This is a genomic window from Paracidobacterium acidisoli, assembly GCF_003428625.2.
Taxonomy (GTDB): Bacteria; Acidobacteriota; Terriglobia; order Terriglobales; family Acidobacteriaceae; genus Paracidobacterium; species Paracidobacterium acidisoli.
Genome location: NZ_QVQT02000003.1, coordinates 717787 through 734382 on the forward strand (window position 1 = coordinate 717787; position 16596 = coordinate 734382).

Sequence of the window (16596 nt, forward strand, 5' to 3'; positions counted from 1 at the left end):
CATGAGGAGAGCGCTGATGCGCAGACTATTTGGAAGCGTGCTTCTGATGGGAGCCATGACAATGACGGCCATGACGCTGACGGCGCAGACCGCGCCGAAGTATGCGCCAGGAAGCGGCACGCTGGAAGTGTCGGTGACCTATGGAGCGATGCTGGCGAATGTGATCGCGGGCAAGAGCTTCTGGATGCAGAACGGGAGCGTGGAGGTGGCGGGGCAGTTCTATCGCGGCCTGAGCGCGGTGGCCGACGTCGGCGGAATGCACACGAGCGATATCAACTCTTCGGGCGTGGGTCTGGACATCGTAACGGCGACGTTCGGGCCGCGCTACACCTGGGAGCTGCCGAAGAAGAGATATAACCTGTTCGGACAATTCCTGATAGGCGAAGCGAACGGCTTTCATGGGCTGTTTCCGTCGCCGAACGGGGCTGCAGACAGCGCGGACAGCATGGCGCTGGAGGCCGGCGGCGGCATGAACGTGGCGCTCTCGCGGCGCGTGGCTCTGCGCGCATTCGAGGTGAACTGGCTGCGTACGCAGCTGCCCAACTCAACGACAAACGTGCAGAATAACGTCCGCTTTGGCGCGGGGATCGTCTTTCGGCTCAGATAGCATCGGCCGATATGGCTTATTGCGTATCCGACAGTGAATTTCTCGCAGTCGATTGAGTCCTCTGTCCGTCAGATTATCGACAGGGATGACGAGGAGACAGTGCATGGACAGGGTGACAGGGGTCCATTTTTTAGCATGAGACGCATACCCGTGCAAATCATGCAGGGATCACCAGCATGATCTGTTCGTAGTCTTTTGGCCCGATTCGGCGTCACACGTCATTCGCGGGAAGCGGACACATGAAACGAATCGCTCCGCTCACCGCGAGTACAGGCATTCACTTCAGTTCCTCATGAAGAACCAGCATGCGCGGGATCGTGGCGGCTCCCGTAGTTCGCAGGCTCTCACCGGAGATCAGGTGTGGCGGGGGCGGCCTGGCCGGTCGCTGACTGCAGGCCTGCTCCGGTGGAGACAAAGCGGGGCATGACCTCGCGCGCGAACAGTTCGAGGGAGGATCGGAGCAGTTGTTCGGGCATCAGCCCGAAGAAAGAGGAGAGCAGATTGACATAGCGGATGCCGTAAGTGTCGCGCAGATGGGCGATGCGAGCAGCGACGGTGTCCGGTCCGCCGATGATGGCGGTTTCGTGGTAGAAGCGCTCCGGATCGAGATCGGCTTCGGTCATGACCTGATCGCCACGGCGCCAGATGCCGATACCATGCAGCCGCTCGGCCTGGCGGACGACGATCGGCCAGATATCTTTGCGGGCCTGGGCGTCGGATTCTCCGACGTAGCAGAACCGCCCGACGGGTACTTGGGAGAGATCGCCGCCGTGTCCGGCGTAGCTGGTCAGGCAGCGGTGCAATGAGGCTGCAGACTGGATGCCATGCTGGATCGTCGGATAGCCGCAGCGGGCCGCCCACTCGATCGTTGACTCGCTGTACGCGCCGACGTAGATCGGGGGATGCGGCTGCTGGATGGGTGCCGGAGACACGGTGTAGTCGATATCGTCGATGGTGAGTGGCTTGCCCGCCCAGTACCCGATCATCGTGTCCAGGCAGCGTTCGAGGTCGGGCCCGGTCTGCCTGTCGTAGCCGAATGCGACGCCGTACCGCCCGTTGTTTGCGCGGGACACGCCGAGGTCGACCCGGCCGCCGGAAAGCACATCAAGAGTCGCGATCTCCTCGGCAAGGCGCAGCGGGTGATGCAGCGGGACGAGCAGCACGGAAAAGCCCACGCGCAGTTGCGTCGTCGCAGCAGCGACGGCCATCGCGAGCACGATCGGCGAAAGGATATGCCGCTGATGCGAGGCATCCGTCCGGCCGAAGTGCTCCTCGTTGAACCACATTCCCGCGAAGCCGAGCCGTTCTATTTCCCGCGCGCGTTCCGGTATGGCGGCGTGGTTGTGTGCCTCAAGCCCGCCGAGCGAACCGGAGAGGCCGAAGCGCATCGTCGAAGTCGTGGTTGTCGAAGGGATCGTCATCGCGCTGGCTCCCCGATCTGTGAGGCGGTGAGTGTGTGGCCGTAGAACAACTGGTAGTAGCTCTGCATCAGTGAGGTAAGGCGAGCCTCGGCAGCGGCATCATCTCCCTCGATCAGGACGCCCTGAGTCCAGACCATGCCAAGCACAGCCTGAAGGCCGTCGAGACCGGCGAAGGCCCGCGGAGCATATACATGCCCGGTCTGCACAGCTTTGAGCGCGTGCCACTGCGGGTCAGTCATGATCGTGTTCCTGCTCGCGGCTCCGGAGGCGATGATGATGTCGGGATTCCACTTCACGACCTGCTCCATGCTGACGGGGTTGCTCTCATTCGAGGCAAATGCCGACGGCAGCTCATCTCCGACGCTTTGTCCGCCGGCGGTGTCTATAGTCGATCCGAAGACAGTGTTCCTGCCGGGCACACTGGTTGTGTGACCGTTCTTCCCGGTATAGAGAACCGTCGGATGGCGGGTGGTTTTCGCGGTCGTGTTCTCGACCGACTGGACGGTCTCTGCCCAGAAGCCGGCCATCTCGCCGGCCCTCTTCTGCTGGCCGACGATCTGCCCGACCAGGCGAATGGTGGTCTCGTAGCTGGATGTGGGCGCTTTGGAAACGGCGAAGAATGGAATGCCGGTCTGCTGTTGCTCCCTGTCGATGTTTTTGTCGTTGACCATCGTGATCACGACATCCGGGTGCAGCTCGATGATCTGCTCGGCGCTGATGCCCGTGAAGTAGACGCCGGTCACCGGCAGATTGCTGAGCCGTTTGTACTCGTCGTCCGTATACAGGTCGTGGGTTTTCAGCGAGCGCTGGAAATACGAGTCGATGCTCACCTGGTCCTGCGGCGCCAGGATCGCGAGCAGTCCAGTCGGAATTGGGTGCAGAGCAAGGACACGGTGGATCGTCTTCGGCATTGTCACCTTACGGCCGAGCATGTCGGTGATCGTGACCGTTCCGTCTGTTCCGGTCTTATTGGTGTCACCGCTGGAAGCGGAGCAGACGGCCGCGAGAAGCGCAAGAACCAACACCGGAAGAATCAGTGCAGGGCCTGGCAACGCAATATTTTTTATGCTCATCCTGGAAAATGCCTCCATTCCTGCTCGTCCTCCGGATACTTCCTTACGTATGCTTCGCCGTTCGCGGCACACAGGTACGGCTGCCATTCCCAATGTCGATGATGTCCAGAGGAACTCCATAGGCCTCTTCCAGACAACTGCTGGTCAGCACCGAATCGGGTACGCCACAGGCCAGCAGACGGCCGGCTTTCATGACTGCGACGTGCGATGCGCAAAGAAATGCGTGATTTGGCGAATGAGTAGTAATCAACACCGAGACACCGCGCTCCGAAAGCCGCTTCACCTCCGTCAGCATGCGGATCTGATTCCCGAAGTCGAGACTCGAGGCCGGCTCGTCCATCACGAGCAGCTTCGCTTCCTGAGCCAGCGCGCGCGCCACAAGCACCATCTGCCGCTCGCCGCCGCTGAGCTGGGTGTACTCTTTCTCCGCCAGCCCCATGATCCCCAGAGAGTCCAGCGCATGATCCACCATCTCGTGATCGTGGCGCCTGGCAGCGCCCAAACTGTTCATGTGGGCTGTGCGTGCCATCAGCACCACATCGCGCACGCTGAAGGCAAAGGGCGGAGTATGCGCCTGCGGCACGTAGGCGATCGTGCGCGCCAGCCTGCGCCGCGACCAGTGCGCGATCGCTTCTCCATCCATACAGACTTCTCCCCGTGTCAGAGGAAGAAAGCGCAGAATCGCGCGAAAGAGAGTCGTCTTGCCGGAGCCGTTTGCTCCGAGCAGACACATTACATCTCCGGCCTGAAGGGTGAAAGAAACGCCCTTCACCACTTCCTTCGCGCCGTAACTGCACGCAACCGAGTCGACGCGTAACATCAGGCCCATCCCTGTCTCGTGCGGATCAGCAGATAAAGGAAGAAAGGAGCGCCGATCAGATGGGTCAGGATGCCCAGCGGAATCTCGCTTGCCATGGCGCTGCGGGAGAGGTCGTCCACCAGCAGCATATAGCTGCCGCCCAGCAGGATCGAGGCCGGCAGCAGCACCTTGTAGTTGGGACCGACAATCATGCGCGCCAGATGGGGTATCACCAGGCCTACCCAGCCGATCATTCCCGATACGGACACGGCGGCCGTTGTCAGCATGGTCGCGCTGAGAACGATCAACCAGCGCGCCTTCCGCGTATCCACGCCGAGCGATGCGGCCTCTTCTTCACCCATGGAGAGAACATTCAGCTTCCAGCGCATGACCATCAGCACGACGATGCCCAGCGGAATCAGGATCAGGAGCCAGACCAGACTGGTGGCGTTGATCGAGCTCAGGCTGCCCATCAGCCAAAACGTGATTGCGGGCAGCTTGTCCTCGGGATCGGCGACGGTCTTGGTGAGCGAAATCAGCGCCTCGCAGATGGATGCCATCATGACTCCCGAAAGCACCATGGCCAGCACCGGATCGTTGCCGAGCCGGACCCGGCCGGCCACAAAACAGGTTGCGCCCACGGCCGCCAGGCCGCCAAGAAAAGAGATCGCCTGGATCGCCGGAGCGCCGCAGCCCAGCAGGATGGCGATTGCCGCACCGATGCCCGCGCCGGCCGAGGCGCCAAGGATATCGGGCGAGATCAGCGGATTGCGAAAGAGACCCTGGTAGGCGCCTCCCGAGACCGACAAACCTGCTCCGATCAGCAGTCCGCCGAGAATGCGCGGAAGGCGCACCCGGAGCAGCACCTGCGCTGCGACGTCGCTATTCCCAGGATGCAAAAGAAAGTGACGCCACGCATCGAGAGAGATGCTGTAGCGTCCCAGCACGATGGAAGCCAGGATGACGGCAACAAGAAAGAGCGCGAGGAGTACAAGCTTCATCGCCAGGGCTCCATCGCGGGAACGCGATACGGGCCGGCATGCGACCGGAGATTCACAGGACATGTGTGTGCGCTCCACTGGCAATCAGGAAAAACCTGTCGTGACGCCTGGCCATTGCCCCCCAGGATACTCCGCCGCGACAGTTGCTTCCGGTTCACCGGTCGTGAGGAATGATCTGCGTCGCAAGCTGAAAGGTGTAATTGCGGCCGGGGTTAGGGAATGCGCCGAAATCATTGGTGAATCCACCGCCCGCGCTGGTGTTTGTCATATAGTGGCCGTCGCCCATGTTATAAGAAGAGGCCGTAAAGGTCATCGCCCTGCCGAATAACTTAAAGTTGGCTCCGGCGTTGGCGTTCAGATTGGTGTAGTTACTGAACGGATAGTAGGGAAAGTACCCAGGAAGCGCGGGCATGTTGCCGGTCAGAGGGGTGGTGTACCACCTTGGCCCAACGTAGATCATGTTGAAATCGGCAAAATAAATCTTTTTGCGGAAGTCCAGCTGTCCGTGGACGAAGTGATGCGTTATGCCAATGTTATTGACGGTGTTGTTTTCCTCGACGTAGCCGTAGCCGGTATTGTATTTGAGCGGTCCATAGACGATGCCGGATACGGAGGAGTCGATGCCGTACGTCCAGATATTACCTGCCGGGTTGACGCAATAGGCGATCGGATTGCCGGCGGCGTTGTTCAGGACGTAAGAACCCGCAGGAAAACCGGGGCAGCCTGTGGCCTGGGTGAAGGCATTGGAGGTGTTGTAGCCATAGGGCGCAAGATTGATTTCGAGATGCCGGCTGATCTTGTAGTCGGCGCTGATCTCGGCACGCTGCTGGGACTGAGCAGCCAGCTGCGCGCCCGAAACCGTCACATAGCCGGATGGGGGCTGAGATTGTACGAAGCCGTAGCGTGTACCGAGGCTCAGTTTGTCAGTCGCCTGATAAATGGCTCCAGCAGTGAAGGTGTAGAACGTTGGAACCCAGACGTCGATCTTTGAAGTTCCTCCCAGTGGCCAGCCATGATGCAACTTGTCTCCGCGAATGCCGGCATCGAAATCCAGCCGTTTGCCTGGCACCTTGAATTCATCCTGCACGTACCAGCTGTATAACGCATCGTCGACACGATCCTCGGCAACGCCGGTTTTGGATTTGGCGTTGGCTCTGGGCGCGATTCCATTCGGAGCAATGAATTTGATGGCCTGTCCGCCTCCGGTGACGCAGTTCCCGCTGAAACAGTAGGTATGCTGCAGGTCCAGATTCGCCTCGGTATTGTCCTGCGAACCGTACGACAGGGTCGGCGACAAAATATGCGAATTATAAAACCCATACTGCAGCACCGTGCGGTTGTTTGCATTCCAGGGCCGCGATACGTTCAGGTTGTACAGGTCCATGTCATCGGGGTTAAAGTAGCCCGACGCCGGCGCAGGCGTATTTACGACCGACCAGTCGTATGCCGTGCCGGTCCAGTGCGGAGCTACATAGATAGGAGATTCGTCATCGCGATAACCGCGGCTGCCGAGGTACAGAAACTCGACATTCAGCTTGTCGCTGGTATAGCCGCCATGGAAGGTCATCGTGCCGTTGCGCGCTCCCATCGTCCACGATGCGCTCGGGGCTCCCTGGGTGGTGTAATAAGTGTAGGCGACGCGATAGTCCCAGTTGCCGCTCCTCGAACCCGTATAGGCATGCCCCATCGCGGTCTCCCAGTTGCCGCCGCTGGAAACAAATCCCGCTTCCGGCGAGGAGGAGCGCCTGGTCTTGATGACGATGAAGCCCTGGATACCGACATTCGAAGAGCCGGTGGAGCTGACACTCGCCTCAAAAGACATGAGCGGTCCAATTGAGAGCGCCGTGGCATTGCGCACGATGGTCATCGACTCGATCAACTGAACCGGAAACAAGGCCAGCTGACGGGCCACCTGTGTGAGGTAGACGCCATCGATAACTACCAGAACAGCGCCTCCGCGCAGGGTCACACTGTTGGGATACTGCCGTCCCTGATAATCCACTTCCATGCCTGGCACAGTTTGCAAAACATCGAGGACCGTATTCGGATGTAAGGCTTCGATGTCCCGGGCGGTGAAGACAATGTCCTGGCTCTTCACTCCCTCCACCAAACCTGTCAGCGCCGCCGGCTGAGTCTTCAGATCCGACGGCAACGCCCTTACGTTGACCGACTGGCTGGCGTTTTCCAGCTCCAGCCTGACGTCCTGCGTGACGGCCGCGGAAGCGCCCACCTCGATGCCGCGGAGCTGAACGGCCTTGAAGCCGCTCACCTGGACATCGATGTCATACTCGCCGGCGGCCAGGCCCTGAACCTGGTAGTTGCCCTCCGTATCGGTGCGGACGTTATAGACCTCTTTGGTTGCGAGATTGGTGATCCTGACTGAAGTATCTGCAACCGGCGCCCCGCTGGGATCGGTGACCAGCCCGCTTACCCTGGCGCTCTGCGCAAAAGCAAAGGAGGGAAGCGCGAGAAGAATGCATACAAAGATGCCCAGTGCAGACGCTGAGAGAAACCGCCTGCGAGTGGCTTTGTCACGACAGAGGGTACCTGAACCGCTCAGGAGATGCATACGTGATCTTACCTTTCGTGCTGTGTCTGGCTTTGACTGGAAATGTTTTGAGGCCAATGCTTGTCCTGACCGTGTCTGAGGGCTGCACCGCTCTCTCGCTGCAGATTCGTTCGCCACAACCAAAGTATTTGCCGGAGTCGGCGTCCACCTGTGACGACGGTCACGCGAGAAACGGAACGGCAGTTGCTGCGCAGACCTGATTTGAGACACTTTCCGGTGTTATGTTTGCCGATTCGAGCAACCATTGCTTTTATCCGGGAAATGAGCGAAGGCCAAAGGCAGAAACAGGTGCAATATTGATGATTCGTGCGCTGACAAGATAAGAATCCCTCCCGAGTGGTTCGACTGAAGAAGTCAGTCATTCGCGCAGACGCAATTTCGCGCCCGGCCTGAAAAAGCTCTTCGTCCTGGAAGGATATTGCGGCGTCCTACAAGCGGGTGGTAGGAGCTTTTCGAGAGGGCCAGCATTTCTTCACCGGGGAAGAAACAGCCCTCAGCTCGCAAATAATGCCAGCCAATCGCTTTATAACGGAATCGAAAGGAAAATGCAATGTGCAGTCATCCGGATCGGTTGCAAAGCTGCACCCACTCTGTTGACTGTGGAAGGCGTTATCCAACACGGATTTCGCGTCATTCAGTGCCTGTGCGCTGGAAAGACCTGTCGGGAGCTCTGCCAAACAGATGGTCGGTTTCAGACAGGCTCATCGAGAATGCAACCGGCTCTACCAATAGACGGCTGCCAGCACCTCAGGCGCGAAATCCCGCGACTGCGTGTGGCGGTAGCAGATCACGATCTGGAGGTTTTTCTGCGGCCAGTTGTCTGGCGCGTCCCTGAGCATGGCGGCGAGCGAATCGCGGCTCATCAGCGCGAGGCCGCTGGTATGCGTGCTGAGACTGCTCGAACCGGCGATGGCGATCACTCCCGGGCCATATTGCGAATGCACCAGACGGGTAATCACCGCGTAGTCGAGGGCCGCATGCGTCGCGTCCGGCCTCTCCGAGACCTCCCAGAATCGCGTAGCGTCCTGCTGGTCGCGAATTACCGGCCTGCCGTCGACTATCGCATACCGAAAGCGGAAGCTGTTCGTGAGTTTTGCCGTCCAGAGATTTGTTCCGGAGCTGCCGATCAGCACGGCCGGCGCTTCGCGCAGATCGCTCTCCGAGAGATCGGAGGTGATGGCCATGCGTGTCGGCTGCCCGATATGCGAGAGCATATCCTGCACGCGCAGCGCGAGGTTCGAGTCTCCGCTCACCGCCGATGGGGGGCTGATGGCATAGGCGTTTGGTTTCGAGGTGCAGAGGATCGTTTTCTTCGCCGAGCGCACCGGCTTCCAGAAACTCTCGACGACGGAGCTGCGTGCATGCACGAAGGCCCAGGCCGCGAGGGCGACGGCCATCACCAGGCACAGACCGACGGCGGCAAAGACGAGCCTGAGCGGCATTCGCCAGACCGGCCTGGATAACTCTGCCGGCTGCGCAGCAGGCGGCAGCTCCACGCTGCGCTGGTCGATCGAAGGAACATACGTGCCGGGCGTGAGCGTAATGACCACCGGGCGCATCGGGTGGGCGGCATGGTGATAGCGAGCGAGACGGCGTCTGGTTTCGAGCGCGGTCACGCGGACGATCGCATCCGCACCGGTATCGTAGTCGGGGCTGCGTCCGAAGAGCGCGATCCCGAGCGTGCGCTCCTTCAGCGAATCGGCCGTGCCGGCGTAGAAGGCCTCGACGATATGGCGGAGAAAAGCCTGGCACCGCTGGCTGCCGCGGAACTCCTCGCTGGCAAGAATCGAGTCAAGCTCTGCGCGAACATCCGTTGGAATCGACGCTCCATCCAGATGAATCTCGTGCATACCTTGCATTGCGGATGACATTTCAATCCCTGGTCGCTTTGCAGCTACCGTGAAGGCGAGCGTCAGAAGACTTCCTCATGGGCGGCAGACCTGCGCGGCCACCGAGGATCTCAAATATATCTGCTGGACTCGACTGTCTCAGATTTTAAAGCCCGGATGACTGAGGCTTGATGAAGCCGGGGCGAAATGGGCCGCATTTTAGTGAATATTCTGTGACAGAGGCAGGTTACAGGCTCAGTAAGCGACGTTAAAGGCTCCCAAACAGGCCCCGATACCAGCGTTGAATCGAGGTTTGCCGACGTCCGAGGCTGTTTTCACCTCGTCACTCCTGCTGCGCAGCCTAACTGTTTGAAACGTTTCTCGCCTGCCAGCGGATGGCTACCGTCAAATCACGAATGCCGGCGCCCATTCCCCTCTGGGCGCGGGAGCCGCGCAGCAGACGGCTTCCGAAGGCAAAGTCTGACGATGCGATGATGCCCGGAGGGATCTCTCCAGGGCGCAACGGAACCTGAACAGAGCAGTTTTTTAAAGGAGTGTGAATGATGCGATGGGATCTGTCTGCCTTAACAGGTAAGACCCGGTTGCGATGGTCCGGGAGAGTGCAAGCAGGCCTTTGTGTGATGTTGCTCCTGTCGGCAGCTACTTTGCACGCACAGGAGTTCCGCGCCGCCATGATCGGCACGGTTACGGACAATCAGGGAAGGATCGTGGTCCATGCATCGGTCGAGGTGCGCGACGTTGCGACCGGAACAGTAACGAACACGATCACAGATAAGGACGGCGACTTCGAGGTGCGCTCCCTCATTCCGGACACCTATGACCTTACCGTCGAGTCGCCGGGCTTCGAGCGCTTCCTCCAGCGAGGTCTCACCCTCGAGGTGGGCTCGCATCCTTCCGTGAAAGTCGTGTTACATCCGGGCACGGTGTCGCAGCAGGTGGTGGTGAACTCCGACGCGCCGCTGCTTGAGACGACGACAACGGTCATCGGTTCGACGATCACGGCCAAAGACGTGGAAGACCTTCCCCTGAACGGCAGAACGCCGATCATGCTCGCTCAGCTGGGCGTGGGCGTGGCCAGCACGGACGGTCCGGGGCAGTATCGCCCCTTTGATAACGCCGGAGCGGTGTCGATTTCGATTGCAGGTACCCCCGACGAAAGTACTGAGGTGCTGCTGGACGGCTCGCCTGACACCGACAATCTGCTCAAGCTGGCCTACAGCCCGCCGCAGGACATCGTGAAGTCGGTGACCTCGCATGTTTTCCAGACCGACGCGGGATATGGGCACTCGGGCGGCGGCATCATGAACCAGATCACCAAAGGCGGCAGCAACCAGTTTCATGGCTCGCTCTATGAGTACAACCAGAGCGCAGTGCTGGCCTCGAACGATTACTTTTCGGACCGCACCGGCACGCCGAAGGAGAACGACCACTATAACCAGTATGGACTGAGCATCAGCGGTCCGGTGATCCTGCCGAAGATATTCAACGGCCACAACAAGCTCTTCTTCCTCTTCGGATGGGAAGGCATTCGCGACCAGCAGCCGGCGTCCGGGTACCTCACGGTTCCGACGGATGCGGAGCGCAAGGGAGATTTTTCCGCCCTGCTGGGGCTCAATCCGGCGACGGTGATCTACGACCCGACAACTGCGGTCCAGAATGCGAACGGAAGCATCACCCGTACCGCATTCAGCGGAAACGTCATTCCCACCACCAGCATCAACCCGATCGCCAGCAAGCTGATGACGTTCTATCCGGAACCGAACACTGCCGGCGCGGCGGACGGCTCACTGAATTACTTCACGAAGTTTCCGAGCAAAGACCTCTACGACAACGAATTCGGCAGGCTCGACGTCAACCTGGGTTCGCGCGACAGCCTGTTCGTCGACATGCGGCACAGCCTGCGTAATCAGGTGACGAGCAACTTCCTTCATAATGACGCGACGGGCTTCTCGCTGGCGCGTGAGAACTACGGCGGGACGGTGGATAACGTCTACACCATCAACCCAACAACGGTAGCCGATGTACGCGCGAACTGGACCCGCTACGAAAACTCAGACGACACGCCGACGGATGGTGACGACCCGACGCAGCTCGGCTTCCCCGGCTACCTGAGCTCGACCAGCACGCTGAAGCAGTATCCGTCGATCCAGTTCACCGGATGCAACTCGACGTCGGCAACCTTTGCCTGCCTGTTCTCGCCGGCTCACGAATCGCAGGCTCAGTGGACGGAGAGCTATCAGCTCTTCGGAGACGTCTCGACACTGTGGCACGGACACTCGCTGACCATCGGAGTGGACACGCGTCAGTACCGCTACTCGGCCATCAACTATAACTATCCGGACGGCGAGTTCGCCTTCAGCTCGAACTTCACCAAGCAGTCCAGCAGCGCCACCCCGGCTACGCTGGGACCGGATCTCGCTGCGCTGCTCCTCGGTCTGCCCAGCTCCGGCGACTATGACAAAAATATCTTCACCGCCACGCATAACAATTACCTGGGGCTCTTCGTGCAGGACGACTGGCGCGTCGCGCGCAATCTGGTGGTGAACCTCGGCCTGCGCTTCGATCACGACTTCCCGCTCTACGAACGCCACGATCGCGCCATCAACGGCTTCGATCCATCTATCGTCACGCCGCTTGCGGCCAAAGCCGAGACCGCCTACAACAAGAACCCGATCGCACAGATTCCCGCCGGTCAGTTTGCCGTTCCCGGAGGCGTCACCTTCGCGGACAGCGCACGGCCGCAGATATATAACACCCCATCGAAGATCTTCAGCCCGCGCGTCGGGTTTGCGTGGACTCCGGACTATCTGCGCGGCAAGACCGTGGTCAGCGGCGCGTACTCGATCTTTGTCGCGCCGATCATGGTCCAGGCAGATCTGAACACAGACGGCTACAGCGCATCCACAACCTATGTAGCCACGAACAATAACTACCTCACCTCTGCAGCGAACCTGAGCGATCCATTCCCGAGCGGGTTTACTCAGCCTACAGGAAACACTCTTGGGGCCTCGACCTACCAGGGCAAGGCGATGACCTTCCTCAACGAGAACATTCACAACCCCTATTCGTCGCGCTATGCGCTGACGATCCAGCAGCAGCTCGCGAAGAACCTTTCTCTTCAGCTCTCTTATATGGGAGCGCAGTATGTAAAGCTGCTGGTCTCCGATACACAAATCAATGCGATCCCGAGGCAGTATCTGGCGACCGGGCAGACGCGCAACAACACGGTGATCAGCCTTCTCTCGTCCAGTGTGGCGAACCCCTTCGCCGGGCTGCTCACCGGAACGACCCTGAATGGCACCACGGTCAGCCGCTCGCAGCTGCTGGCTCCGTATCCGCAATATCCCGTGTCGTCCGGTCTGGACATGCAGCAGAAGAGCAACGGCACGAGCAACTACAACTCGCTCAACGCAGCGCTGACGTATCGCTCGTCTCGCGGGCTCTCCGGCTTTGTGCACTACACATGGTCGCGCACGATCGATCAGAACTCGCTGCTGAACGCAACCGATCTGCACTACGAGAAGCGCATTTCACCCTTTGACTATCCGCATCATTTTGTCATCGCGGGCACATACACGCTGCCGTATGCGACGCTGGGAGGACAGGGCGCCACAAGCCACCTGATGCACTCCACGCTGGGAGGCTGGGCGGTCAGCGCGATCTATACCGCGCAGTCCGGGTCGCCGCTCCAATGGGGCAACCTTATCTACTACGGCGGTTCGCTGAAGCTGAATCCGCGAGATACAACCACGCCGGCATTCGACACCACGCAGTTCAACACGATATCGAGCCAGCAGCTCGGCAATAACATCCGCACCTTCCACTCGACATTCTCCAAATGGCGGCAGGACGGCATCAACAACCTCGACATGGCGCTGGCCAAGCAGTTCAGGTTCACCGAACGCTATCTGCTTGAATTTCGCGCCGAAGCCTTCAACCTGCCGAATCACCCCACGTTCGGCACACCCAACCTTACTCCGACGAGCTCGTCCTTCGGTCTCATCACCTCGCAGTACAACACGCAGCGCATCGTGCAGGTCTCCGGACACATTCGCTTCTGACCGGCGACCCTCGGCAAGGCCGACCGGACTCCGGCGGCCTTGTCCCCTTTTATGTTTCGGAACAGAGAAAGCAGCCGCATGATCTGGAACCGCAGAGAATGGCTACGCGGCGCAGGGCTCTCCGCCGCATCAGCCATCGGTCAGGACCGTTTCCTGAACGGAGAAACAATTGCCGCACGCCCTGAGGCGCAGGCGGAGAACGTCGGGCTCTTCCACGCGCGGTCATTCGGCGCTCGCGCCGACGGTATTTCGAGCGACACTGCCGCGCTGCAGGCGGCCATCGACGCCGCGCATGAAAAAGGTGGCGGCACCGTCTACCTCGCCGCCGGCCGATATCTCAGCGGGACGCTCCGCCTGCGCAGCAGCGTCTCGTTGTGGATCGACAACGGAGCCACGCTGGTGATGAGCGCCTCGCGCGAAGATTTTCCAGCAGCCGATGATGCTTCCTCCGCGGCAGACAGACCCGAGAGTAATGAGACCTCGCGCGCTCTGCTGCTGGGCGACGGCGTGCACAACATTGCCGTGTACGGCGAAGGCGAGATCGAAGGCAACCGCAGCCGCCGTGGCGGACCGAAGCCGGTCTTTCTGCGGGACTCGAGCGGGATCGCGCTCCGCGGCATCACCTTTCGCAACGCGCCGAACTACACGGTAAGCCTCTTCCGCTGCCGCCGCGCAGTGATCGAAGGCGTCACCATTCTCAACGGCTATGCCGACGGCATCGATCTCGACTGTTGCCGTGAAGTGCGCGTCTCCGGCTGCATGGTCGAGTCGGTCGACGATGCCATCTGCCTCAAGGCCAGCCGGCCCTCGTCCGCGCAGGGCGTTACGGAGCAGATCGCGATCTCCGACTGCATGCTGCGCACCGCGAGTATTCACTTCAAGTGCGGCACGGAAAGCTGCGGAGACTTCCGCGCCATCGCTGTCTCGAACTGCACGTTCGAGGGAGGCATGGGACTTCGCCACGGCAACCCCGGCATCGCTCTCTATACGGTGGATGGCGGAAACCTCGAAGACATTGCCATCTCGAACATCGTGATGCGCGATGTGGCGACTCCCTTCGCGATCATGCTGGGCAACCGCGATGCATGGCAACTCGGCCGCGGCCCAGGGCTGCTGCGCGGTGTGCGCATCAGTAACGTGATCGCCAGCGGCACACGGTTTCCGAGCATCATCGCGGGGCTTCCGGGCCGGCCCGTCACCGGGATTCATTTCTCCGATATGACCGTGCGCATGACCCAGACCAGAATGGCGCCGAGCGCCGCGCAGGAAGAGAGCACAGGGATTCCCGAAAACCCTGCGCATTATCCTGAGCCGAACATGTTTGGGCCACTCCCCGCGTTCGGCCTCTACCTGCGGCATCTCGCCGAGGCGGAGTTTCGCCACATACGCTTCTTCGCGGAAGATGCCGTCTCTCTACCGGCGATTGCCGGCGATGACCTTGACGGCCTCTACCTGGAGCTGCTGTCCACCCACGAGGGCAGCGTCGCGCGGCTGCATGCTTTGCGCAACTCCTTTCTGGAGATCATTGCGTTCGGCAGGCGCAAAGGGCCGATGCTGCACTTCAGCGGAGATTCCACAGCGGGCGTCTTCTGTCGCACAGGTGGCAGTATCGACACGAAGTCGCAGATCACCCTCGACGCCGATCTCCCGCCGGGAGCCGTCGAGATTCTCTAAGTTCCATGCACTCTGTCGCGCACCACGGACATGTGCCGTCGACGCGCCTTTCGCCACTGGAGGCCTATGCTCATTGCAGGAAAGCGGCTGTTCCGCAATCTCATCCTCGTCTTTGTCTGCCTGCTCGGCGCAGAATACAGCGCATGCGCCGCGCGCCGCACCGCGCTCGATACCTATGTCCACGCGCCGGATTCGCACTATCGCTACGAACTGGTCGAGACAACGCATTTGCCGCATGAGACGGTATTTCACCTTCGTATGGTCTCGCAGGCATGGCGCAACGCGGATGAGGTGACGCAGCCGGAGTGGGTGCACTGGCTGGAGATTTACGTTCCGGATAAGGTCACCGGCACCACCGGCCTGCTCTTTATCTCCGGCGGCTCGACGCGCAGCAGACATCCGGAGCCCAACCCGGCCTTTGAAAATATCGCAACTGAGACAAGCTCGGTTGTGACCGAGCTGCACGATGTGCCGAACGAGCCACTCACGTTTGTGGGCGACGCGCATGGGCCGCGCAACGAAGATGCCATCATCGCATATACATGGCGCCGCTATATCGAGACCGGAGATTCCACCTGGCCGCTGCGCCTGCCGATGACCAAAGCTGCGGTGCGCGCGATGGATACGGTGACCGGTTTTCTGGCCAGCTCCGCCGGCGGCGGCCACAGCGTTGACCACTTTGTGCTGGCAGGCGCATCGAAGCGCGGCTGGACGGTCTGGACCACGGCCGCCGTCGACCCGCGTGTCATCGCCATCGTTCCCATGGTGATCGACGTGCTGCATGTGGTGCCTTCTTTCGAGCACCACTACCGCAGTTACGGCTTCTGGTCGCGCGCGGTGAAGGACTATGCGGACGAAGGCCTGATGGACCAGCTGCACTCGAAGCAATACCGCAGCCTGATGAAGATCGAGGACCCCTACAGCTATCGCGAGCGCTTCACCATGCCCAAGCTGTTGATTCTGGCATCGGGCGACCAGTTCTTTCTGCCCGACTCCTCGCAGTTCTACTTCAGCCGGCTGCCGGGTGAGAAGCATCTGCTTTATGAGCCCAACACCGATCACTCGCTGCGCGGATCAACCGTCTTTGAGGATTTAACCGCCTTCTATCTCTCCGTGCTGCGCAAGACTCAACGACCGGATCTGCGATGGCACCTCAGCCACGATGGAACCCTCCGGGTCGAGACAACAGGTACGCCCACGAAGGTCACGCTCTGGCAGGCCACGAACTCAGAACACCGCGACTTCCGCCTCGAATCGATCGGGCGAGCTTACCACGCAACCGAGCTGAAGGCTTCGGGCAAAGGCCTGTACATCACTCACATCGCTGTTCCGGCCAAAGGCTGGTCCGCCTTCTATGTCGAGGCCGAATTTCCCGGCGATAGTAGGCTTCCGCTTCACTTCACTACCGCCGTCAAGGTGCTGCCCGATGTCGAGCCCTATGTGCTTCCGCGCCGTGGCGCGACACGCCTTGAGCCCGAACACCCTGCCGCAACTGCAAACGGAGAAGGGAACAGGAGCCGGTGAAAAACAGGGGGAGATAT

General features: G+C 60.3%; 10 protein-coding genes. 4 read left to right on the forward strand and 6 right to left on the reverse strand.

Going from position 1 to position 16596, the window contains the following annotated elements; genetic code table 11:
- Positions 1–16 precede the first annotated feature (16 nt).
- Entirely contained in the window at positions 17–607 is a 591-nt protein-coding gene (locus D0Y96_RS10700) for a hypothetical protein (RefSeq protein WP_147325013.1), read from the forward strand.
- A 344-nt stretch (positions 608–951) separates the two neighbouring features.
- On the opposite strand, the gene D0Y96_RS10705 is transcribed toward D0Y96_RS10700, so the two are convergent.
- From D0Y96_RS10705 to D0Y96_RS10730, 6 genes are all read right to left on the reverse strand, one after another.
- Entirely contained in the window at positions 952–2028 is a 1077-nt protein-coding gene (locus tag D0Y96_RS10705; protein WP_117299506.1) for an LLM class flavin-dependent oxidoreductase, read from the reverse strand.
- Complete coding sequence (locus tag D0Y96_RS10710; protein WP_158562343.1) at positions 2025–3101, reverse strand: ABC transporter substrate-binding protein; 1077 nt, start codon at positions 3099–3101, stop codon at positions 2025–2027. The genes D0Y96_RS10705 and D0Y96_RS10710 overlap by 4 nt, the downstream gene beginning before the upstream one ends.
- Positions 3102–3144: 43 nt before the next feature.
- Entirely contained in the window at positions 3145–3930 is a 786-nt protein-coding gene (locus D0Y96_RS10715) for an ABC transporter ATP-binding protein (RefSeq protein ID WP_199480235.1), read from the reverse strand.
- A complete protein-coding gene (locus D0Y96_RS10720) occupies positions 3921–4901 on the reverse strand; it encodes a FecCD family ABC transporter permease (RefSeq protein ID WP_117299510.1) in 981 nt (326 codons plus the stop codon). Before D0Y96_RS10720 ends, D0Y96_RS10715 begins: the two co-directional genes overlap by 10 nt.
- Positions 4902–5055: 154 nt before the next feature.
- On the reverse strand, positions 5056–7470 hold the full coding sequence (locus D0Y96_RS10725; protein WP_117299512.1) for a TonB-dependent receptor: 2415 nt from the start codon (positions 7468–7470) through the stop codon (positions 5056–5058).
- 722 nt (positions 7471–8192) lie between these two features.
- Positions 8193–9329 (reverse strand): hypothetical protein, encoded by a 1137-nt coding sequence (locus tag D0Y96_RS10730; RefSeq protein WP_158562344.1) that lies wholly within the window; start codon positions 9327–9329, stop codon positions 8193–8195.
- Between the two features lie 611 nt (positions 9330–9940).
- On the opposite strand from D0Y96_RS10730, the gene D0Y96_RS10735 reads away from it, so the two are divergent.
- The 3 genes from D0Y96_RS10735 (at position 9941) to D0Y96_RS10745 (ending at position 16579) form a co-directional block, all read left to right on the forward strand.
- Positions 9941–13381 carry an outer membrane beta-barrel protein gene (locus D0Y96_RS10735; RefSeq protein ID WP_252263706.1) on the forward strand — a complete coding sequence of 1147 codons (3441 nt, stop codon included), beginning with the start codon at positions 9941–9943 and terminating at the stop codon, positions 13379–13381.
- Between the two features lie 78 nt (positions 13382–13459).
- Positions 13460–15055 carry a glycoside hydrolase family 28 protein gene (locus tag D0Y96_RS10740; RefSeq protein WP_158562346.1) on the forward strand — a complete coding sequence of 532 codons (1596 nt, stop codon included), beginning with the start codon at positions 13460–13462 and terminating at the stop codon, positions 15053–15055.
- A gap of 66 nt (positions 15056–15121) precedes the next feature.
- On the forward strand, positions 15122–16579 hold the full coding sequence (locus tag D0Y96_RS10745) for a PhoPQ-activated pathogenicity-related family protein (protein ID WP_158562347.1): 1458 nt from the start codon (positions 15122–15124) through the stop codon (positions 16577–16579).
- The last annotated feature ends 17 nt before the right edge of the window (positions 16580–16596 follow it).